Raw genomic sequence first — 20703 nt, 5'->3', positions numbered from 1 at the left:
GTTGAGTTCTCAAGGAACGGACGCACCCACAGAAACAGTCATCTCGACCTACCCGTGAGGCAGTTCACTACCTTCACCGACCCTCGCACCCGGAACCGCAGTGGGACCTCACGTAGAGATCGACCTCGGGAACCGGCACGTTGGCCAGAACCAAAACCTTACACCATTCAGTGGGGTTTCGGGGATGCTCACCGCTTGAGAGGACGCGGGGCCTTTCGGCCGCTCCGCTCTCCCCTGTGGGGCGAACAAGTAATAAGTTACGCCGGAACGAACGTGCCGTCGAATCGACAGGGCGACCCGGGCGTGTCGCTCCTCCGTTTTCGCCGATTCATCAGGAGAAACCACGAAACCCGCCTCGCGTGCGGGCGCGACGGTCCTGGAAGCTCCCCGCACTCAGGCGGCGAGGAGAAGGGCGATCGGGGCGGCCTCGGCATCCATCGATCCACCGGTGAACTCGATGCCGCCGAAGAACATCGCGCCGATGACGAGGGCGAACACGAAGAGGATCGCGAGGAAAAGCACGGCGACGCCGGCGAGGGTGATGAGAAGCGGGAGTCGAGAAGCCATGACGCCATCCTGCCGCCTTCGGCCGCATCACGACCGGGGCTTGCGGTCGGCGCCCGAAGCTCCCTCCGCAACGACCGAAGGCCGGCACCCCGAGGGGTACCGGCCTTCGATGCGGGACGGATCAGCGACCGGAGAGCTTCTCGCGAAGCGCAGCCAGCGACTCGTCGTCGGCGAGGGTGCCCTGGGCGGGCGACTCCGACGAGAAGGATCCGCCGAACGAACCGGAGTCCGTCGGGTTGGCCGCCTCGGCCTCGAGAGCCTTGGCGACGGCAGCCTTGTGGGCCTCCCAGCGACCCTGGGCAGCGGCGTACTCCTGCTCCCACTGCTCGCGCTGAGCGTCGAAGCCCTCGAGCCAGGCACCCGACTCGGGGTCGAAGCCCTCGGGGTACTTGTACTCGCCACGCTCGTCGTACTCGGTGGCCATGCCGTACAGCGCCGGGTCGAACTCGGTGCCGTTGGGGTCGACCGACTCGTTGGCCTGCTTGAGCGACAGCGAGATGCGGCGACGCTCGAGGTCGATGTCGATGATCTTGACGAAGACCTCTTCGCCAACCGACACGACCTGCTCGGCGAGCTCGACGTGCTTGCCCGACAGCTCGGAGATGTGCACGAGGCCCTCGATGCCATCCGCCACGCGGACGAACGCACCGAACGGAACGAGCTTGGTGACCTTGCCCGGAGCGATCTGGCCGATCGCGTGGGTACGGGCGAACACCTGCCACGGGTCTTCCTGCGTCGCCTTGAGCGAGAGCGACACGCGCTCACGGTCGAGGTCGACCTCGAGGATCTCGACGGTGACCTCCTGGCCCACCTCGACGACCTCGGAGGCGTGCTCGATGTGCTTCCACGAGAGCTCGGAGACGTGGACGAGACCGTCGACGCCGCCCAGGTCGACGAACGCACCGAAGTTGACGATCGACGAGACCGTGCCCTTGCGGACCTGGCCCTTGTGGAGGTTGTTGAGGAACGTGGTGCGCGACTCGGACTGCGTCTGCTCGAGCAGGGCGCGGCGCGAGAGCACGACGTTGTTGCGGTTCTTGTCGAGCTCGAGGATCTTGGCCTCGATCTCCTGGCCGAGGTACGGCGTCAGGTCGCGGACGCGACGCAGCTCGATGAGCGACGCCGGAAGGAAGCCGCGGAGGCCGATGTCGACGATGAGGCCACCCTTGACGACCTCGATCACGGAACCGGTGACAACACCGTCGTTCTCCTTGATCTTTTCGACGTCGCCCCACGCACGCTCGTACTGCGCGCGCTTCTTGGACAGGATGAGGCGGCCTTCCTTGTCCTCCTTCTGGAGAACGAGGGCCTCGACGTGGTCGCCGACGTTGACGACCTCGTTGGGGTCGACGTCGTGCTTGATCGAGAGCTCGCGGGAGGGGATGACGCCCTCGGTCTTGTAACCGACGTCGAGGAGGACCTCGTCGCGGTCGATCTTGACCACGGTGCCCTCGATGAGGTCGCCGTCGTTGAAGAACTTGAGCGTCTTCTCGACTGCGGCCAGGAAGTCTTCGGCGGAGCCGATGTCGTTGATCGCGACCTGCTTGGTAGCGGGAGCGGTCGTTGCGGTAGTCATGTAGTGGGTTGTCCTAGTTGGGTGGGTGTCGGGCTCCGGCTCCTGCGCCCGTCGGTCCGGCGGACCGGGGCCGTCGGCATCCGGACGCCCGAGGGCGAACGCATGCCACGAGTCGAAGCGAAGCGGATGTGTTCGTGCGATGTCACGGGCCCGACCGAAGAACGGACAGAGCCCCACGAGTGACACTCCAGTCTAGCGCACGCCATCGCCACAGCGCAGACGGCCGGGGCGACCATCCCTGAACGACGACGCCCCCGGGGCGTCGGCCGACCACGCGAGACGCGCGCCCGAGCGGCCCGGACCGCCGACGATTCGCCTCGGATCGGCGCTTTTCGCGCGAGCCCGGAACGCTCTGCGCCCAGGTCCCGTCCAGATTGGCGTGCCAGGCTCCGGGTTTCGTGCCCGCCGAACGCGGGTCGGACGGTGACACCCGCACCGCCCTCCCTCACGTGAAACCGGTTCTATGCGCTCTGATTCGACGTCCCTGACCAACCGTCGCTCCCGTCGCCAAGCCGCCCGCCGCTCCCGTCGTCGTCCCGTGACGACCGCGAGCGCCCTGGTGCTCTGCGTCGTCGCGGCAGCGGCCCTCACCGGCACGGTGCCGGCCGCCACGGCCTCTCCGGCCGACCTGTCGACCGCGACGTTCTCGCTCGCGTCGGCGACCACCCCGACCGCCCTCTCCGCCGCGCGCGGCCCCGAAGTCCAGGAGGCACGCGCCGCGACCACCGCCGCATCCACCTCGATGCAGGCCGTCGCCTCGGTGCAGAACGACATCGCCTCCTCGGGCCTCGACATCGGCCAGCCCGCCGTCGTCGACACCTCGGCGCTGGAGAAGGCCACCGAGCGTCTCGAGGCGGCATCCGCTCTCCCCGACACCTTCCTTCCGAACCTCGCCGATGACGTGACCGCGGCCACCGCTGCCGTCGACCAGCGCGTCGCCGAGCTGCGCGGGGGTCTCGACGCCGCCGTGGCGAAGAAGGCCGAGGAGGAGGCCGCCGAGAAGGCGCGCCAGGAGGCGGAGGCAGCCGCTGCGGCGAAGGCCGCCGCGGAGAAGGCCGCCGCCGAAGAGGCCGCATCCAGCAGCAGCTCCAGCAGTTCCAGCAGCTCCGGCAGCAGCGGCAGCGGCGGCTCCACCTGGACTCCCCCGGCGTCGGGCGGCGGTTCGGGCGACAACAGCCCCGGCGGGGCTCAGGCGACCGCGCGCGGCATGCTCGCCGGCTACGGCTGGGGCGATGACCAGTTCTCGTGCCTCGTCTCGCTCTGGAACAAGGAGTCGGGCTGGAACTACCAGGCCTACAACTCCGGCAGCGGCGCCTTCGGCATCCCCCAGGCTCTCCCCGGAAGCAAGATGTCGTCGGCCGGTGCCGACTGGGCGTCCAACGCCGGCACGCAGATCGCGTGGGGTCTCGGATACATCTCGGGCCGCTACGGCAGCCCCTGCGGCGCCTGGGGCCACTCGCAGTCGGTCGGCTGGTACTGATCCGACCGGTGACCGGCTCGCGAGCCGGTCACCGCCACTGCACCATCGAGCGCGTCGCGCCGGAGAGTCCTCCGGCGCGGCGCGCTTCGCTCATCAGGGCGAGGGACTCCGGCCCCGACACCTCGTGAAGGACGGCCGGGCCGACGTGCGCCTGCCACGCCCCGTGGAACCGGACGGCGTCGTCGCGGCGGCGCCCGATCGCCTCGGGGACCGCGAGGAACTGGCGCGGTCGTCCCCGGCCGGCCCGCTCCAGGACCCGCCGGACCCACCACGGGCCTCCCCCGCCGCCGACGTCCAACACGAAGCGCGGCGAGCGGATCGGTCCGCACAGCTGCTCGATCGCGGTGGCGAAGGTCTGCTGGTCGACCGGTGCGGCACGGGGCATCCGGATGTCGATGCGGATGCCGTCGGCGTCCGGCGGAGCAACTTCCACCGTCGGTGACGCGGGGCGCGGGGCGACCCGCCCACTCTCGGACAGGGCGTTCCAGACCACCTTCGCGATGCGCGTGAACGTGGCGGGGGCGTCGCGACGCTGCCGTCTGGTCCGCGACCACGCGGCGGCGAACGACACGGACAGGAGTGTCCCGGCCACGGCGCCGACCAGCCCGAGGGGCGCGCCCACCGCCGTGGGCAGGAAGAACGCCAGCACCACGGCCGCGCCGGGGACCGCGATGGATGCGCCCAGCCACCGCCCCAACGCCCGGGAGGCGACGACGGAGGTCGAGAAGACCGGGGCGCGGCGAGGACGTTCGACACGCGCGGAGACCTCTTCACTGTCGACGTACGCGGTGCCGATCCGCCAGGCGGCGCGGATGTCGGCGCGCGATGGCATGTCGACGAGCGAGCCGATCGCGGTCACGGACGAGGCGGGGTCCTTCGCGAGCACCGCGTCGAGCGCCGCCCGCTGGTCACGGCCGAGAGCCGCGTCGAGACCGCGCACGATCTGTCCGGAGCCGTCGGCGTCGAGACCCCACAACCGGTCGTGCTTGCGGCGGAGGCGGGCGGCATCCGGTTGCGCCGCGAGAGGAGACGTCGGCGGCAGGAGCGCCGTCACGGTCCAGTTGTGCGCGACTTTCTCGGGCCAGCGCGGATCGAGACGCAGGGTGCGTCCGCGCACCTGCTGCGTGGCCGAGGCGGTGGCGACCGCCGTGAGGTCGACGAGCGTGTTGACGGAGGGGCAGTCCCAGCCCTCGCCGAACAGACCGCGTGTGCCCACGACCACCTCGACCAGGCCCGCGATGAGCAGGCGCGACACCGCTCCCACGACGCCCGAACCGGCCGCTCCGCGCACCTCGACCGAGAACGGGTCGTCGGGGCAGGGGGCCGTGTCGAGCGGGACGCCGAGCTCGCGCTCGAGGGCGGGCAGGATCTCGGCGGCGTGCCCGGCGGCCAGGCGCACCGTGGAGGAGGTGACGAGGATGGACCGCAGCACCGAGGTGCCGGCATCCGTCGCGACGATCGAGAACGTGCGCACCGCGCCCGCGGATCCGAGCAGACCCCCGTGGACGTTGCCGTGCGTCACGTAGTCGGTCATCACCAGCGCGCGCAGGCGATCGCCGAGCTGAGCCCGCTCGGCGGCGAGGATGTCGCACGCGCCCCGATCCTTGGCCAGAGAGGAGGCGAGCACCGTGTCGATCGGATCGCGCGTGCGCCGCACGCCGCGGTCGGTGAGGGCGTAGCCGAAATCGGCGAGGAGGCGGCGCAGGCGCCTCCAGTCAGCCGCGCGGTCGGGGTCGGGGAACACCCGGTCGAGGGCGTAACGGCCGAGCAGGCGCAGGGTCTCGTCGGTGGTGGGGCTGCGGCGGGCGACCGCCGGGAGCCGCTCGACGAGGGGATCGTCGGGGGCGACGACCGAGAGCATCGCGGCGGCGGCCTCGGCTCGCGCGAAGTCCGCCGAGAACGCCGCGGCGAGACGCCGGTCGATCTCCGGGGAGATCGCGAGCGTGGAGGTCGGCGCGACGGGAGGGACGAGCGGGTCGTCGGGCGCCGCGGACGCCGGGACCGGCGCCGCGAAGGCGTCGGGAGGGACGAGCGGATCGTCGGAGGACGGGATCGGCGCAGGCGGCTGCAGCGCGTCGCGGAGGAACGCGCGTCCCTCGCCGACCGAGAAGGTCGTACGCAGCGCCTCGTCGAGGGCCGCGGCGTGCGACGAGAGGAACGCGCGCTCATCGTCGGTCGGTTCGACCGCGTGCACGAGCTCGCGGTAGGGCGCCAGATCGCCCTCGCGCACCACCGCGGGGATGGGGACCTCGAGGTCGACCTCGCCGAGCAGCGAGACGTAGTTGTCGTACTCGTCCGCGTCGTCGGGCGAAGGGAGCGTGGCGGTGAGACCGATGACGAGGGGCTCCCGCCCCGCGGCGCGGATCCGGGCGACGAGCGCCGCCACGACGAGGGCCCAGTGATCGAGCAGATGGTGGCACTCGTCGAGCACGATCGTCTCGACGCCGGCCTCGACCAGGCGCTCCATGAGCTCGCGGGCGCGCGGGTGCAGCGCCGCCGTCAGGGCAGCGGCATCCTGACGGGCGAGGGAGCGCCGCACGGACCGCGACCGGGAACGGATGCCGCGACGGTACGCCGCGGGATTGCTCTCGCGCAGATCGTCGAGCCACTCGTCCGCCTGCTGGGCCGTGCGGTCGTCGGCGACGAGCTCTTGCGCCCATCGTGCACGGGCGAGAGCCGCGAACGGCTGATCGGTGTCGAGGACGCTGAGCACCTGATACGTCAGCGCCGTGAGGGCGGCCGGCCGCGTCGGGTCGTCGGACACCGCCGTCTCGTCGTGCGCGAGGGCACGTGCGGCGGCGACCCACTGGGCGCGGATGGCCGTGGTGGGGGCGAACACGACCGTCCGACGACCGCGGCGCGCGGCGAGGAGGAGTCCGAGCAGCGTCTTTCCTGACCCGGGAGGGGCCACGAGGTGCACCGGCCCACCGGCGTCGACGTCGACGCGGTCGAGGGCATCGGCCTGGTAGGAGCGGAGCGTACCGTCGAAGCGCCACGCCGACAGAGGACGGCGCGGTTCGGTCGACACCGCGCCAGTCTAGGGAGAGGCCCGTCGTCAGGCGGCGCTCCGACACCCCCGGGGAGAGCTGCTCGTGGATGTGCGCCGGCTCGACGCGCCCGCCGCCGAGGTGGCCGCAGCGCTGGCCGCGTCGGGGCAAGTCCGAGCGGTACGTCGACGGGCGGGTTGCCGGCCAGGGCGCCGTCGAGCGGCTCGCACGCACACGCGACGCGAGGGGACGGCGTCCGCCGCGCCCCGCTCGTCGCCGCGGACGGCCGGCGCCGGGACGCCGCAGACCGGACTCGGTGCCGTGGTGGGTCGCCTCGCGTGGGTCGCGTCCGCGGCGGTCTCTCCCTCGTGCCCCTCGTCTTCGCCTTCGCGGGCGTCAGTCGATCATCGACGGGCGGTGACCGCCCGGATCAGAGCCCGTTCCGGCGCGCGATGACGCCCGCGAGCAGCGCGTGCGAGAGCGGGGCGATCGACGCGATCATCAGCAGCGTGCCGAACACGGCCTGCTCGGCCTGCAACAGGATGCCGCCGATGAGGAGCCCCGTGAACAGCACCGCCGAGACCACCCGTCGCACCATGCGCTCGAGATCGCGCACGCGGCGCTCGATGCGGGGCGTCTGCACCGACACGGAGCCGTCATCGAACCGCTCGATGAGGTTGTCGATGCGGCGCGGGAGACGCGCGGTGACTCCGGCGACCGCCCCCACCTCGCGAGCGAACGCCTGCACCGTGTTACCGCTCTCCTCGCGGATCAGGCGCTGGGCGTAGGGCTCGACGGCATCCCAGATGTTGAAGGCGGGATCGAGGGCGCTGCACATGCCGCTCGTGAGCGACATGGCGCGCACGATCAGCAGGAAGTTCTCGGGGAGCTGGAAGGGCAGCGCGCGCACGACGTCGCCGAACTCGATCGCGAAAGCGCGGAACTCGCGAGGGTCGACCTCCTGCAGCTCGGCGAAGCCCATGCCCCCGAAACGCGAGAACAGCTGCGTCATCGCGCGCTCGAGCTGCACCGTATCGGCGGAGGGGAGCAGCACGCCCACGTCGCGGATGCCGTCGACGAGCCCCTTGCCGTCGCGCGAGGCCGCGGCGATGAGCACGCGGCGGAGGCCGCGACGCAGTCCCGGCGGGACCTCGCCCATCATGCCGAAGTCGATGAAGGTGAAGCGCCAGGCCGGGGTGCCGTCCGACGCCGTACCGCCGGTCGGGGTGACGAAGACGTTGCCCGGGTGCGGGTCGGCGTGGAAGAAGCCGTCGTCGAAGAGCTGGTCGAACATCACCGCGGCGAAACGGGCGGCGACCTCGGACGGGTCGATCCCCGCGGCGCGCAGAGCGTCGACGTCGTTGATCTTGATCGCGGTGACGTCCTGCAGGGTGAGCACGCGGCGCGTCGTGCGCTCCCACACGACCTCGGGCACGGCGACCCCGTCTTCGCCACCGAAGTCCGCGGCGAATCGCTCGGAGTTGGCGGCCTCGTGGAGGTAGTCGATCTCCTCGAGGCTCGTCACGGCGAACTCCTCGACCAGCGAGGGCATGTCGACCCGGTCGCGCACGAGGGCGACCCTGCTGAGCCACACGCCGACCTTGCGCAGGGCCCGCAGATCGACGTCGACGATGCGGTCGATGCCGGGGCGCTGGATCTTCAGGACGACGGCGCTCAGCCCCGTCTCCTCAGCGAGCGACTCGGTCAGCACGGCGCGATGGGCTTGACCCAGCGACGCCGCCGCGAGAGGTCGTTCGTCGACGGACGCGAACGCCCGCTCGAGCGGCATCCCGAGCTCGCTCTCGGCGCGCACGCGCATCTGCGCGAACGGGACCGCGGGCACCTCGTCCTGCAGGCCCTCGAGCTCTTTCGTGATCTCAGGGGGAAGGACGTCCAGGCGCGACGACATGAACTGACCGACCTTGATCATGAGGCCGCCGAGGTCGACCGCGAGCACGTGGAAGCGCTGGGCGATGCGCTGCAGCCGACGGGTGCGGCCCCGGGCGGAGATCCACCCGAGGCCGAACCGCGGCAGGAACAGCTCGTACCACCACGCCTGCACGAGGTAGCGCGCAGCGAAGCGCGTGATGCGGCGATAGCGGGCCTTCATGAGGGCGTCGTCGGTCATCGATCCTCCTGGATGCCGACGTGCGCCCCGCACGCGTCGAGCTCGGGCAAGCCTCAGCCCTGGGCGAGGATGGAGTAGAGCTTACGGCGAGCCTCGTCGAGGATCTCGACCGCTTGCGCGACCTGCTCCTTGTCACCCGTGCGCGCGACCTGCGCCGCCGCCTGGGCGAGCTCCACGCCGGCCTTGGGCAGCGCGGTCATGCGTCCGCTGTCGCGGGACGTGGCCGACTCCCAGGGCGCCGTGCGCTCGGTCGTCTCGTCGCCGGCTGCCGCACGACCCTCGGGGGTGAGCGAGTAGGTCTTGCGCCCGTTCGACTCCTCGGACTGAACGAGTCCCTCGTCGGTGAGCAGCTGCAGGGTGGGGTACACCGAGCCGGGGCTCGGCTTCCACGACCCGCCGCTGCGGTCTTCGATCTCGCGGATGATCTGGTAGCCGTGCATCGGCTGCTCGAGCAGCAGCGACAGCACGGCGGAGCGCACGTCGCCCTTGTTCATGCGCGGCGACGAGCTGGTCTTCTGCTCGAACTGCGAGCGCAGCTGCTCGAGACCCTCGAGGATGTTGGACATCGGCCAGCCGGGGGCGTTGTTGCCGCCGCGTCCGCCGAACGCGTCTCCCAGGAATGAACCACTCATGACGACCTCCTTCGCGCGGACCCGATCTGAGTCAGCGATACATAACGATATATCGCTGAGGCGCTGTCGGGGCGGTCGCAGGGAGGATTCTCAGTACCAGTTGACGGCCTGCGAGTGGCTCCACGCGCTGCAGGGCGTGCCGTAGCCACGGGAGATGTAGTCGAGCCCCCAGGCGATCTGCGTCGCCGCGTTGGTCTGCCAGTCGGCGCCGAAGCTCGCCATCTTGCTTCCGGGCAGAGCCTGCGGGATGCCGGTGGCCCCGCCATTGTCGTTGTAGGCCTGGTAGTCCCAGCCGGACTCCTTGGTCCACAGCGACGACAGGCACGAGAACTGGTCGCTCCCCCACCCGTACCTCTCCGCGGCGAGCTGCGCCGCGTAGGCCTTGGCGCCGTCGGGGGTGTTCACGCGGGCGAGGGCCTCGGCGGCCTCCTGCTGACGCTGCGCCTCCGCGGCGGCCGCGGCTTCGGCCTGACGCTGCGCCTCGGCAGCGGCCGCGGCCGCCGCATCGGCAGCGGCCTTCTCGGCCTTGGCCTGGTCGAGGCTCGTGCGCACCTCGGCGACCCGCGCGCTGACGCGGTCGGCCTCGGCCTGCGCGTTCTGGCTCAGCGCCGGCACGAGCAGCACGGGCAGGAGGTCGCGGGAGTCGAGCCGGTCGACGGCGTCGCTGAGCGCGGCGGTGTCGACCGTGGCGTCACCGATCGACAACGGCAGGCCGGTCGCGGCGACGTCGGCCTGCACGGCGTCGGCGCCGGCGAGGGCCGCCTGCGCCTCACCGAGAGCCGTGTCGGCGCCCGTGGTGACGGCGTCGAGCGTCGGCGCGGAGGACACCGGGAGCGCCGTGCCGGGCGACGCGAACGACGAGGCCGACGCATCCGGCAGCGACACGGGCGCGGCCGCCGCGAGCCCGGTCGTGGCGACCAGGCCGAGGGCGAGACCGGCGCACGTGGCGGCGGTGACGAGGGTGCGGCGGGCGCGGTTGACGTGGACGAGCTTCAGATCGGAACGCAGCAAGGAGAGAACTTTCGTCGGGGGCACGCTCGTCGGGATCGAGCGCGATCTCGTGTCGTCGGGTCGACACAAGTCCCCGAGTGTGGGTGCCTGTTCTGAGCGTTATCTCTTCGTTACCTGAACGGTCCGTGGGAGCGCGGCTTTTCCTGGGCCACCCTGGACCCCTCCGGCACTCCCCCATCGACCGCGCCGCCGCCTGCGCGATCCAGTGAATCTCTTTCACAGCCTGATCGGGCTTTTTCTCCTCGCTGCCGAGGCGTCCGGAACCGTGCCGATCGGATCGAGGAGCGCGGTCACCGGATACGCCGAGCGGGCCGCCCCGGAAAGTCGCGAGAAACTTCCTGAAACGGCCCGCTCGGAGGGTCGCCGGCGGTGTCAGCTCCGGTGGGCGCGGTAGTAGTCGAGCAGGGCGCGGGTCGAGGCGTCCTGCCCCGCGAGCGCCTCGTCGTCGCCCTCGATCGCCGGCGCGATCTGCAGCGCGAGCTGCTTGCCGAGCTCGACGCCCCACTGGTCGAAGGAGTTGATGCCCCAGATCGTGCCCTGCGTGAAGACGATGTGCTCGTACAGCGCGATGAGCTGCCCCAGCACCGAGGGAGTCAGCGACGGCGCGAAGATCGACGTGGTGGGCCGGTTGCCCGGGAACGTGCGCGCGGCGACGAGAGCACCCGTGGTGCCCTCGGCCTCGACCTCTTCGGCCGTCTTGCCGAACGCGAGCGCCTTGGTCTGCGCCAGGAAGTTCGCCAGGAACAATCCGTGCACGTCGCGGCCGTCGTCGGCGAGCGGGTACGCGGGGTTGACGAAGGCGATGAAGTCGGCGGGGATCAGGCGCGTGCCCTGGTGGATGAGCTGGTAGAACGCGTGCTGACCGTTGGTGCCCGGCTCGCCCCAGAACACCTCGCCGGTGTCGGTCGTGACCGGCGAGCCGTCCCACCGCACCGACTTGCCGTTCGACTCCATCGTGAGCTGCTGCAGGTAGGCCGCGAAGCGGTGCAGCTGCTGGGCGTACGGCAGCACGGCGTGCGACTGCGCACCGAGGAAGTTCGTGTACCAGACGTTGAGCAGGCCCATGAGGACCGGGACGTTCTCGGCGAGAGGCGTGGATGCCACGTGCTCGTCGACGAGGTGGAACCCCGCGAGGAGCTCGCGGAAGGTGTCGGGACCCAGAGCGATCGCGAGGGACAGCCCGATCGCGGAGTCGACGGAGTAGCGTCCGCCCACCCAGTCCCAGAACCCGAAGGCGTTGGCGGGGTCGATCCCGAAGGCGGCGACCTTGTCGAGCGCCGTGGACACCGCGACGAAGTGGTGGGCGACGGCGTCGGTGCGGGCGGCATCCGTGTCGTCGATGGCGCCGGTCGCCGCGAGCTTCTCCCACAGCCAGTCGCGCGCGAGACGCGCGTTGGTGAGCGTCTCGAGGGTGGTGAACGTCTTGCTCGCCACGATGAACAGGGTCGTCTCGGGGTCGAGATCGGCGGTCTTCTGCGCGAGGTCGGTCGGGTCGATGTTGGAGACGAACCGCGCGTGGATCCCCGCGTCGGCATAGGGAAGCAGGGCTTCGTAGACCATGACCGGGCCGAGGTCGCTGCCCCCGATACCGATGTTGACCACGTGGGTGACCTTCTTGCCCGTGACCCCGCGCCACTGTCCCGACCGCACGCGGTCGGCGAAGTCGCTGAGGCGGTCGAGCACCTCGTGCACGTCGTGGTCGACCTGCTGCCCGTCGACGACGAGGGCGGGCTCCGCGCCGGCGGGGCGACGGAGGGCCGTGTGCAGCACGGCGCGGTCTTCGCTGGTGTTCAGGTGCGCCCCGCGCAGCATGTCGGCGAAGCGCTCGCGCACGCCGGTCTCGTCGGCCAGCGACAGCAGAGCGTCGAGCACGTCGGGGGTGACGAGGTTCTTCGACAGGTCGACGTGCATATCGCCCATCGTGCGCGACAGGGTGCGGGCCCGATCGTCGTCGGCGGCGAACCAGCCGCGCAGATCGGGCTGGAACTCGTCGCGCAGAGCGGAGAGGCGGGACCAGGCGGCGGTGGTGGTGGGGTCGATAGGCGCAGTCACGGATCCCACGCTAGCGACCCGGGCGACGCCGCACACCGCGGATGACGAATGCGGGGGAAAGCGCTACGACGTGGGCGGGTGGGGAGGAAGGGTGGGCAGCGCGATCTCGCGCGCGGCATCCCAGGTCTCGGTCCACCCGAGGCGGTCGAACAGCCCGTCGAGCACCATCGCGGTGAAGCCCCACACGGTCTGCGGACCGCCGTCCGTCTCGAGGGCGAACGCGGGGCCGCGCCACTCCCGCCCGTCGCGACGGATCACGGTCGAGCCGCGGCGCGCCGGGTCGAGCAGATCGGCGACCGGGGCGCGGAACACCGCGGCCGATTCGGCCCGATCCACGGCGCGAACGGAGGTCGGCCTCGCCCACCAGCCCAGCACCGGCGTCACCTCGTGCCGGGAGAACGCCAGGGGCACGGCCGGGAGCGTCCCCAGCACCTCGACGCCCGAGGGATCGAGACCCGTCTCCTCGCACGCTTCGCGCAGCGCCGCAGCCACGGCATCCTCGTCGTCCGGATCGACGCGGCCGCCCGGGAACGCGACCTGGCCCGGGTGCGCGCGCAGCGTGCTCGCGCGGGCGAGCAGGAGCACGTCGAGGTCGCTCGGCACGTGGGCCGCGCGACGCCTGCTCGGGATGCCGTCGAGCACACCGAACAGGATGAGCACGGCGGCGGCCCGGGCCTCGCCGTCGACGGGCAGCGCCCGCAGGGCCGGCGAGATGTCTCCCGGGCCCCGCGCGAGCAGGGCTTCGAGCTGGGCGCGGGGCGAGGGCATGCGTCGAGGCTATGTCGTGACGGGGACCCGCACGGTCTCCTCGCGCGCGGACGGGCTCGCGACGTCACCCTCGGAGGGGTCGTCGACGGGGACCTCGATCCACCGCGGGTGGGCCGACGTCCCGACCCGGATGCGACGCATCGGCACGCTCGACGGCGCCGGGAGGGAGGGGGCGGCCGTGCCCGCGGCATCCGGTGCCGTCGACGCGATCGGATCGGTCTCGACCTCGGGGTCGTCGACCGGGGCGGATGCCGTGACGGCCGGCGCCGCGAGGGCCTCGGCGATGATGCGGCGCGGGTCGTACCGCCGGGGGTCGAGCGCCCGCCATTCGGTCGCGTCGACGGGGACGCCGAGCTCGATCGCGGCGCGCTCGCGGGCGGTGTCGACCGCGCGTCGGAGCCCTCCGAGCAGCGACGCGAACCGCGCGACGACCCCGGGGAGCCGGTGCGGGCCGATGACGACGGCGGCGATGAGCCCGACGAGCAGGAGTTTCTCGAAGGTCAGACCGAACACGATGCCTCCTCGGCGATCGGAGTCGTCGCGGCCCGGGCGAGGGCGCGATCGTGCAGGGCGGCGATGGCGAGCGCGGTGGCGAAGAGGGCGGCCATGGGGGCCGCCACCAGGAACATCGACATCACGTCGGCCGAGGGGGTGGCGAGAGCGCTGAAGAGCACGATCGCGACGACCGCGTACCGCCAGCTGCGGGCGAGGGTGCGTGCGGGCAGCATCCCTGCCAGATTCAGCACGACGAGGACGACGGGCAGCACGAAGGCGACGCCGGTGGCCACGACGATCTTCAGGATGAAGTCGATGTAGGCGCCGGCGTCGAGGATCGTGGAATCCTCGCTCGAGGCGAACCCCGCGAGCACCGCCACCATGTGGGGGAAGAGCAGCAGGCCGGTCGCGCATCCCGCGGCGAACAGCGGAGCCGCGGCCTCCACCGAGCCCAGCACGTAGCGGCGCTCGCGCCGGGTGAGGCCGGGGAGCACGAAGGCGAACAGCTCATAGAGCCAGACCGGGCTCGACAGCACGAACCCCGCCACCAGGGCGACCCGGAGGTGGAGGTCGAAGGCTCCGGTGACGCTGTCGAAGTTGAGGCTCGCCTGGCGATCGGCCGCGATCTGCGCGATCGGGGCCCGGACCAGGTCCATCACCGGTTCGTACAGGAACCAGCCGACGACGGCGCAGACGGCGACGGCCGCCGCCGCCCGCACCGCACGCCGGGTCGCCTCGGCGAGGTGCGCGGCGACGGGCATGGGGGCCGACCGCGGCGCCTCGGTCGAAGCGGGCGCGGCGACGGGGGCGACGGCGGTGGTCATGTCGTGCTCGGCGGGGAGGCGACGGGCACGGCCGTCGTCAGCGGAGCACGGTCGTCGGAGCGATCGATCGGGGCGGCCGCCGTCTCGGCCCCGGAATCGCTGACCTCGGTCTTGAGGATGCGCACCGACTGCCCGAGGCTGCGGGCCAGGGCCGGCAGCTTGGCGGCGCCGAAGATGAGGACGATGACGGCGAGCACGATGAGGGCGTGCCAGCCGGTGAGGTTCTGCAGCATGGGAAGGGGTCCTTTCGATTCGGGTCAGCGCCCGCCGGGGGCGGCGCCCGCGGTCGGGGTGGTGGCGGTGTCGACACGGACGCCGAGCGAGACGGTCCAACCCGTCGTGTTGTCGCCCGAGGTCGTGGCGAGCTGGAGGGCTCCCCCGTCGTCGCCGAAGACGTTGTCGCTGTCGAGGGAGACGCGCGTGAGGTTCGACGCCGAGGACGGGTACAGGCTCGTGTCGGCGTAGACGACGCCGCACGTCTCCTCGGGGAGGGCGACCTGCGAGGTCGCGATCGCGTTGGAGGCGTCGGTGATGGCATCCACGCTCGGGTACACCTCGAAGTGGATGTGCGGCCACCGGCCGTCGTAGCACCCGGGGAAGATCGAGGTGAACGACACGACGCCGTCCGATCCGACGACCTGCACGCCGCGGAGGTACGTCTCGTTCTCGATGCCCGAGGAGTACATGGAGTAGTTGCCCTCGGTGTCGCAGTGCCAGACGTACACGGCCGCGCCGGTCATGGGCACGTCGCCGTTGGCGGTGTCGAAGACGGTGAGGTTCAGGGTCATCGGCGTCCCCGCCGCCGTCGCGCCACCGTCGAGGCTCGAGCGCAGATCGCTGCGGACGATCCCGGACTGCTCCAGGACGTCGGCGCCGTTGGACCCGTCGCCCGGGTAGGGGCCGGCGGTCTCGTCGGGGATCTCGCCCGAGGGCAGGGCTGCCGCCGCGCTCGACGCGGTCGCCGTGGGGCTGGCCGAGGCGGTCGCCGTGGGGGTTGCCGACGGGGTCGACGACGCGGTCGCGGTCGCCGTCGCGGTACCCGAGGCGGACGGGGCGCACGCGGCGAGCGTGGCGGTTCCCGCGCCGAGCACGACGAGGCCCAGGATGCCGCGGCGCGAGACGAGGGTGCGGATGTCGAAGGGTGCACCCTGATCCACGACGGGCTCGTCGGCGCGGTCGAGGAGTCGGCCCTCGTAGGCGGGGCCGTCGGGGGTCATCTCGGTCTCGGGGATTCTGCTCATGGTGTCCTCCATCGGTCGGGGCGGGGGCGATGGATCGAGCATGGGCGGACGACCCTCTCGGGCCCCTCACCGATCCTGTGGACCGGCTATGAACGTGGGCGAGGAGGGCGACGGCGCCCGCCCCGCGGCGTCGGTCGACGTGTGAGGATGAGGGCGGGAGGATCGCGATGCCGGAACAACTGCACGCCGTGACGCTCGTGGTGAACATGCCGATCACCAAGATCGACGCCCTCGATGCGATCGCCTTCGCCGCCGACGGGGGTGTGGACGGGGCCGGCACCATGAGCCCGCGCGTCTGGCTCGCCCCGCACGCGTGGGCCGAGGTCGAGATCCCCAAGTTCGCCGATCCGCCGCCGTTCGCGATCGACGTGTACTCCGACGTCTCGGGTGCGGTGGCCTGGGCGCAGGCCCGGCGCCTGTTCGACGCCCTCGAGCGCTTCGGGTGGAACGTGAGCCCCCCGCGCGCGGGGGTGCAGTGAGCGGGGCCGCCACGCCACGGCCGCGCCTGCTCTACGTCGAGGACGACGCCGAGATCGCCGCGATGACGATCGAGGTGCTCGGCGAGGTCTACGAGGTCGTGCACGAGAGCGACGGCACCGCGGGCCGCGATCGCGCCCTGCGCGACAGCTTCGAGGTGATCCTGCTCGATCGCCGCCTGCCCGGCCGCGACGGAGCCGAGATCGTGCGGGACCTCCGCACCGCACACATCACCACGCCCGTGCTCATGCTCACCGCCCTCGGCGCCGTCGCCGACCGCGTCGAGGGGCTCGACGCGGGAGCGAACGACTACCTCCTGAAGCCCTTCGACTTCGACGAGCTGCTGGCGCGCCTGCGGGCGCTGCGGCGCGGGTTCCGAGCCGAGGGGCGTCGCCGGGCGGTCGCCGACTGGACCCACCTCCCCGACACGGCCGTGGTCTACGGTCCCTCCGGTGAGCGCGTCGCCCTCACCTCGACCGAGAACGCCGTGCTCGAGCTGCTCACCCGCAGCCCCGACCACGTCTTCTCGCGCGAGGAGATCGCCCGTGCCGTGTTCTCCTCTCCGGATGCCGTGACCACCGTCGACACGTACGTGCATTACCTTCGCCGCAAGACCGCGACCGACCTGGTCGAGACGGTCCGCGGACGCGGTTATCGCGCGGGGGCCGAGCGGTGAGCGCCGACGAGGACCGCCGGGTCGTGCAGCGCGCCGCCTTCCGCGTCGGCGCGCTCGTCGCGGGAGCCTCGGCCGTCGCGGTCGCCGTGGGGGTCGGCATCCTGATCGCCGTCCTCGTCACGCAGGCCCGCACCGAGGGCGGGGGTCATCGCGGCGGCCCGGGCGGCGCGGGGACGGGCGGCGCGGGAATCGGCGACCGCTTCGTCGTCGATCTCGACGACGTGCTGCCCTGGGTCGTCGGCCTGGGCGTGCTCGGGGTCGTGGTGCTCGGGCTCGTCGGCTGGGCCGCGGCCCGCTGGTCGGTGCGCCCGCTCGACGAGGCTCTGCGTCGGCAGCGCGCGTTCGTCTCGGACGCGAGCCACGAGTTGCGCACCCCGCTGACGGCCCTGACCAGCCGCATCCAGATCGTGCAGCGTCGGCTGCACCGCGGAGAGCCGGCCGACGAGCCGCTCGACCAGCTGCGGCGCGACGCACAGATCATGGACGACGTGCTGGCCGACATGCTGCTCACCGCCGAGGGCCAGGTGCACACGGGCACCGCGCGGGTCGACGACAGCGTGCGGACGGCGACCGATGCCCTCGCCTCCCTCGCGAGCGACGCGGGTGTGCGCCTGCGCCCCGGCGAGCTGACGAGCGCGCCCGTCGCAGTACCCGCGGTCACCGTCGTGCGCATGTGCACAGCCCTCATCGACAACGCGATCGGACACGCGCCCGCGGGCTCCGACGTGACGATCACCGCCGACGCCGACGACCATGACGTCGTCATCCGCGTGGCGGACGGCGGCACCGGCATCCGCGACGACGATCTGCCCCGCATCTTCGAACGCTTCGCGCGCGGGGCGGAATCGGGCCGGCGCCGGGGCTTCGGGCTGGGCTTGGCCCTCGTGCGCGAGGCGGCGACCCGCTACGGCGGGAGCATCGAGGTCGAGCGCACCTCACCCGCGGGCACGGTGTTCGCCCTGCGCCTCCCCCGCACCCGGTGACGGGGCTCAGCTCCGCTCGTCGCGGATCGCCGAAGCGCCCGGGCTCAGCCGATGACCGCGTCGCGGAACGCCGACACCTCGACGCGTCCCGCGAAGCGGCGGGTGCGTCCGTGCTCCCACACGATCCCGGATGCCACGGGGGCCATCGGCATCCATTCGAGGTCGCGGATGCCGGCGACGGCCGCCACGGTCGCCCAGGCATCGGCGGTGGTGAGGTCGTCGGCGACGACCGTCGCGCTCACGGGACCGGGAATGTGCGCGCCCGTGCGCGGATCGACGAGGTGCGCGCCGCGCTCCGACGTGCCCGAGGTGGCGACGGCACCGTCGACGACCTCGACGGTGGCCAGCAGCTCGCGCTCATGGGTCGGATGCGCGATGCCGATGCGCCAGACGTGGTCGCTGGTCGCAGCGGTGCGCAGGCGCATGTCACCGCCCACGTTGACGCCGACCGCCTCGATCGCGCCGTCGACGAGGAGGCCGTCGAAAGCCCGGGTCGCGGCATCCGTCGACCATCCCTTGACGAAGCCGGTCGGGTCGAACCATCCGCGCCAGTGGGCATCGAAGCGCCCGCCGCTGCGCTCGCGCAGATCGCGGCACCGCGCCGCGACCTCGGCCACTCGCGCGTCGACCTCGCCGAGTTCGAGGCCCTCGTCGCGCAACCGCGACACGTCGGAGTCGTCGCGGTAGGTCGAGAACACCCTCTCGTCGTCGCGCAGGCGCGCCACGCACGCGGCGATCGCCCTCTCGACCCGGTCGGTGCGCTCGCCGACGACGGTGATCGAGGCGACGGTGCCCATCACGGGCTCGACGACCGTGAACGCGCCGGTCATCCCCGCGCCTGGTCGAGAGCCGACTGCAGCGACGTGCGGTAGCCCGTGCTGGTGTAGGTGGCGCCCGAGACCATGTCGACCTGGGCGCTCTGCGCCTGCACCGTCTCTTTCACGAGGATCGGCAGCGCCCGCGCGTTGATCTGCTGGTCGCGTCCGTTCTCGGAGGGGTACTGCGGCACCTGCACGTCGGTGATCGTCCCGCCCGACACGGTGATCTGCACCTGCACCGGGCCGAAGCGCGTGTTCGCCGCCTGACCGGTGTAGGTGCCGTCGGCGAGGCCGCTCGACGAGGGCTGCGGAGCCGTGGCGGTCGCGCCCGACGACCCGCTCGAGGCGGGTCCGGATGCCGACGGACTCGGTGTGTTCGTCGTGCTCTGCGGAGCCGCCGTCGCCCCGGAGACGGCGCCCGTCGAGGGGGCCTCCGCGAGCGCATCGGCGGATTCGGGCGCGACCGAGGTGCGGTAGCTGAACAGAAGCACGAGCCCGGTCACGGTCGCCATGAAGGCGTAGACGATCTTCTTCATCGCGGGTCTCCTCAGACGGTGAAGGCTTCGAGGTGGACACGCTCGGCGGGGACGCCGGCGCGGCGGAGGTCGGTGCGCACGGCATCCATCCAGGGCTGCGGTCCGCACAGGAACACGTCGGTCTCGGCGGGCAGCGGCGAGACGTAGCGGATGAGGTCGGCCCCCGCCCACTGCGCGTGCGAGGCGGGCAGCCATGGCGAGGTCGTGCGGGCCCGGGGGCCGGGAAGCGGCGCGTGGCGCAGCCCGCGTTCGCGGACGAGGCGGTCGATGGCGCCGACGCGCAGGGCGTCGTCGGCGGTGTGGTCGCGCACGATCAGCGTCGCCTCCCCCGGCGCCCACTCGGCCTCCTCGAGGATGGCGACCAGGGGCGCGACGCCCGCACCGGCGCCGATCATGAGCAGGTGTCCGCCGCGGCGTTCGTCGGCGGTCATCGTGCCGTAGGGCCCCTCGATGAGCACCCGCGTACCGGGGCGCAGAGTCGCGAGGCGGTGGGTGCCGTCGCCGACGAAGCGGGCCGAGATCACGAGCTCGCCATCGGCGGGGTCGGTGGCGAGCGAGAAGGGGTGTCCGCGCGTCCAGCCCGCGCCGTCGAGGAAGCGCCAGACGAAGAACTGTCCGCCGCGGGCCCTCAGCGCGTCGATCCGGCGTCCGGTCATCCGCACCGAGACGCCGCTGCGGCCGTCGCGTTCGACGGCGCCGACGCGGATGCCGTGGCGCAACGACCTCGCCAGCGGAAGCCCGAGCCGGAAGACGACGATTGTCGCCACCGTGACGCCCCACATCGCCCACCAGTACGAGGTCGCGGCGGGCGAGACGGTGAAGTCGGCACCCGTCCACAGCATGTGCGGGATCGCGAGTCCGACGCCGAGGTAGCCGTACAGGTGCAGCAGGTGCCAGGACTCGTACCGCAGGCGCCGGCGGGCTTTGCGCATCGAGGTCACCACGACGAGCAGCAGCAGACCCGTGCCCGCGGTCGCCAGCAGCATGCCCGGGTAATCCCACACGAACTGCCACGCCTGTTCGAGCGGGTTGATGCCCGCCTGCACCGCGTAGCCGAGGATCTGCAGCCCGATGTGGGCCGAGAAGAGCGCGAACGACCAGAAGCCGACGATCCGGTGCATGCGGGTGATGCCGTCGCGCCCGAAGCCGCGTTCGAACAGCGGCACGCGCGCCATCAGCAGCACCTGGTAGAAGAGCAGATTGGCGGATGCCAGACCCGCGGCGCGACCGAGGGCGTTGAGCGTGTCCGCTCCCCCGGCCGCCAGCGACTGCACCTCTCCGCCCGCGACCCACACGGCCACGACGACGAGGCTCGTCGCCCAGACGGCGACGATCGCGGCGAGGTTCCACGCGGCTCGGCCCTGCGAGCGCTGCCACTCCGCGCGGCGCGCGGGAACGGCGGCGGGCGGAGCGGCGAGGGCGGGGGCTGCGGTCATGCGCTCAGCGTGCCCG

Annotated in this window: 19 protein-coding genes; 4 read left to right on the top strand and 15 right to left on the bottom strand. The window is 72.1% G+C overall.

Annotation, left to right across the window (positions count from 1 at the left end):
* Positions 1–393: 393 nt before the first annotated feature.
* Together Q0818_RS13400 and rpsA are read right to left on the bottom strand one after the other, a co-directional pair.
* The gene (locus tag Q0818_RS13400) at positions 394–567 is read right to left on the bottom strand and encodes a hypothetical protein (RefSeq protein ID WP_298875734.1); all 174 of its coding nucleotides are present in this window, start codon (positions 565–567) and stop codon (positions 394–396) included.
* Positions 568–688: 121 nt separating this feature from the next.
* Positions 689–2143 carry a 30S ribosomal protein S1 gene (gene rpsA / locus Q0818_RS13395; RefSeq protein ID WP_076675012.1) on the bottom strand — a complete coding sequence of 485 codons (1455 nt, stop codon included), beginning with the start codon at positions 2141–2143 and terminating at the stop codon, positions 689–691.
* 538 nt (positions 2144–2681) lie between these two features.
* On the opposite strand from rpsA, the gene Q0818_RS13390 reads away from it, so the two are divergent.
* Positions 2682–3623 (top strand): lytic transglycosylase domain-containing protein, encoded by a 942-nt coding sequence (locus Q0818_RS13390; RefSeq protein ID WP_366943172.1) that lies wholly within the window; start codon positions 2682–2684, stop codon positions 3621–3623.
* Between the two features lie 28 nt (positions 3624–3651).
* Here the strand turns inward: Q0818_RS13390 and Q0818_RS13385 are convergent, their stop codons facing one another.
* The 10 genes from Q0818_RS13385 to Q0818_RS13340 all read right to left on the bottom strand — a co-directional run bounded on the left by Q0818_RS13385 (position 3652) and on the right by Q0818_RS13340 (position 15761).
* Entirely contained in the window at positions 3652–6651 is a 3000-nt protein-coding gene (locus Q0818_RS13385) for a DEAD/DEAH box helicase family protein (RefSeq protein ID WP_298875722.1), read from the bottom strand.
* Positions 6652–7040: 389 nt separating this feature from the next.
* Positions 7041–8738: an AarF/UbiB family protein gene (locus Q0818_RS13380; RefSeq protein WP_298875720.1), complete on the bottom strand. Its 1698-nt coding sequence runs from the start codon at positions 8736–8738 to the stop codon at positions 7041–7043.
* Between the two features lie 53 nt (positions 8739–8791).
* Positions 8792–9370: a PadR family transcriptional regulator gene (locus tag Q0818_RS13375; RefSeq protein WP_298875717.1), complete on the bottom strand. Its 579-nt coding sequence runs from the start codon at positions 9368–9370 to the stop codon at positions 8792–8794.
* 90 nt (positions 9371–9460) lie between these two features.
* The gene (locus tag Q0818_RS13370; protein ID WP_298875714.1) at positions 9461–10381 is read right to left on the bottom strand and encodes a phospholipase; all 921 of its coding nucleotides are present in this window, start codon (positions 10379–10381) and stop codon (positions 9461–9463) included.
* A 372-nt stretch (positions 10382–10753) separates the two neighbouring features.
* Positions 10754–12433, bottom strand: coding sequence for a glucose-6-phosphate isomerase (gene pgi, locus Q0818_RS13365; protein ID WP_298875711.1), 1680 nt, complete (start codon positions 12431–12433; stop codon positions 10754–10756).
* A gap of 63 nt (positions 12434–12496) precedes the next feature.
* Positions 12497–13201, bottom strand: a complete 705-nt coding sequence (locus Q0818_RS13360; RefSeq protein ID WP_298875703.1) for a CoA pyrophosphatase — start codon at positions 13199–13201, stop codon at positions 12497–12499.
* Positions 13202–13210: 9 nt separating this feature from the next.
* Positions 13211–13714, bottom strand: coding sequence for a Sec-independent protein translocase TatB (locus Q0818_RS13355; protein ID WP_298875700.1), 504 nt, complete (start codon positions 13712–13714; stop codon positions 13211–13213).
* The gene (gene tatC, locus Q0818_RS13350; protein WP_298875697.1) at positions 13702–14520 is read right to left on the bottom strand and encodes a twin-arginine translocase subunit TatC; all 819 of its coding nucleotides are present in this window, start codon (positions 14518–14520) and stop codon (positions 13702–13704) included. Before tatC ends, Q0818_RS13355 begins: the two co-directional genes overlap by 13 nt.
* Positions 14517–14753 carry a twin-arginine translocase TatA/TatE family subunit gene (gene tatA, locus Q0818_RS13345; protein WP_298875694.1) on the bottom strand — a complete coding sequence of 79 codons (237 nt, stop codon included), beginning with the start codon at positions 14751–14753 and terminating at the stop codon, positions 14517–14519. Before tatA ends, tatC begins: the two co-directional genes overlap by 4 nt.
* Positions 14754–14777: 24 nt before the next feature.
* The gene (locus tag Q0818_RS13340; RefSeq protein ID WP_298875691.1) at positions 14778–15761 is read right to left on the bottom strand and encodes a 3,4-dioxygenase subunit beta; all 984 of its coding nucleotides are present in this window, start codon (positions 15759–15761) and stop codon (positions 14778–14780) included.
* Positions 15762–15928: 167 nt separating this feature from the next.
* On the opposite strand from Q0818_RS13340, the gene Q0818_RS13335 reads away from it, so the two are divergent.
* The 3 genes from Q0818_RS13335 to Q0818_RS13325 are packed head-to-tail and all read left to right on the top strand — an operon-like array spanning position 15929 to position 17897.
* Positions 15929–16240, top strand: a complete 312-nt coding sequence (locus Q0818_RS13335; RefSeq protein WP_298875688.1) for a hypothetical protein — start codon at positions 15929–15931, stop codon at positions 16238–16240.
* Positions 16237–16914 (top strand): response regulator transcription factor, encoded by a 678-nt coding sequence (locus tag Q0818_RS13330; protein WP_298875686.1) that lies wholly within the window; start codon positions 16237–16239, stop codon positions 16912–16914. Before Q0818_RS13335 ends, Q0818_RS13330 begins: the two co-directional genes overlap by 4 nt.
* A complete protein-coding gene (locus tag Q0818_RS13325) occupies positions 16911–17897 on the top strand; it encodes a HAMP domain-containing sensor histidine kinase (RefSeq protein ID WP_298875684.1) in 987 nt (328 codons plus the stop codon). The genes Q0818_RS13330 and Q0818_RS13325 overlap by 4 nt, the downstream gene beginning before the upstream one ends.
* 44 nt (positions 17898–17941) lie before the next feature.
* Here Q0818_RS13325 and Q0818_RS13320 read toward each other — a convergent pair whose 3' ends face one another.
* From Q0818_RS13320 to Q0818_RS13310, 3 genes are read right to left on the bottom strand one after another with little or no spacing between them, the layout of a single operon-like run.
* A complete protein-coding gene (locus Q0818_RS13320; protein WP_298875682.1) occupies positions 17942–18727 on the bottom strand; it encodes an FAD:protein FMN transferase in 786 nt (261 codons plus the stop codon).
* Positions 18724–19251: an FMN-binding protein gene (locus Q0818_RS13315; RefSeq protein ID WP_298875680.1), complete on the bottom strand. Its 528-nt coding sequence runs from the start codon at positions 19249–19251 to the stop codon at positions 18724–18726. The genes Q0818_RS13320 and Q0818_RS13315 overlap by 4 nt, the downstream gene beginning before the upstream one ends.
* An 11-nt stretch (positions 19252–19262) precedes the next feature.
* Positions 19263–20687: a ferric reductase-like transmembrane domain-containing protein gene (locus Q0818_RS13310; protein WP_298875678.1), complete on the bottom strand. Its 1425-nt coding sequence runs from the start codon at positions 20685–20687 to the stop codon at positions 19263–19265.
* Positions 20688–20703 lie beyond the last annotated feature (16 nt).

It is taken from the genome of uncultured Microbacterium sp. (assembly GCF_947489255.1).
Lineage (GTDB): Bacteria > Actinomycetota > Actinomycetes > Actinomycetales > Microbacteriaceae > Microbacterium > Microbacterium phycohabitans.
The sequence above is the reverse complement of the archived record's forward strand: the minus strand, read 5'-3'. Positions and strand labels throughout refer to the sequence as shown.

What these genes read in the sequence shown, in the direction of transcription:
- Q0818_RS13335 (WP_298875688.1), top strand. Translation starts at nt 15,929, where the DNA reads ATGCCGGAACAACTGCACGCCGTGACGCTCGTGGTGAACATGCCGATC.
- Q0818_RS13310 (WP_298875678.1), bottom strand. Translation starts at nt 20,687, where the DNA reads ATGACCGCAGCCCCCGCCCTCGCCGCTCCGCCCGCCGCCGTTCCCGCG.
- Q0818_RS13360 (WP_298875703.1), bottom strand. Translation starts at nt 13,201, where the DNA reads ATGCCCTCGCCCCGCGCCCAGCTCGAAGCCCTGCTCGCGCGGGGCCCG.
- Q0818_RS13380 (WP_298875720.1), bottom strand. Translation starts at nt 8,738, where the DNA reads ATGACCGACGACGCCCTCATGAAGGCCCGCTATCGCCGCATCACGCGC.
- Q0818_RS13315 (WP_298875680.1), bottom strand. Translation starts at nt 19,251, where the DNA reads ATGAAGAAGATCGTCTACGCCTTCATGGCGACCGTGACCGGGCTCGTG.
- tatC (WP_298875697.1), bottom strand. Translation starts at nt 14,520, where the DNA reads ATGACCACCGCCGTCGCCCCCGTCGCCGCGCCCGCTTCGACCGAGGCG.
- rpsA (WP_076675012.1), bottom strand. Translation starts at nt 2,143, where the DNA reads ATGACTACCGCAACGACCGCTCCCGCTACCAAGCAGGTCGCGATCAAC.
- Q0818_RS13340 (WP_298875691.1), bottom strand. Translation starts at nt 15,761, where the DNA reads ATGAGCAGAATCCCCGAGACCGAGATGACCCCCGACGGCCCCGCCTAC.
- Q0818_RS13400 (WP_298875734.1), bottom strand. Translation starts at nt 567, where the DNA reads ATGGCTTCTCGACTCCCGCTTCTCATCACCCTCGCCGGCGTCGCCGTG.
- Q0818_RS13320 (WP_298875682.1), bottom strand. Translation starts at nt 18,727, where the DNA reads ATGACCGGCGCGTTCACGGTCGTCGAGCCCGTGATGGGCACCGTCGCC.
- tatA (WP_298875694.1), bottom strand. Translation starts at nt 14,753, where the DNA reads ATGCTGCAGAACCTCACCGGCTGGCACGCCCTCATCGTGCTCGCCGTC.
- Q0818_RS13375 (WP_298875717.1), bottom strand. Translation starts at nt 9,370, where the DNA reads ATGAGTGGTTCATTCCTGGGAGACGCGTTCGGCGGACGCGGCGGCAAC.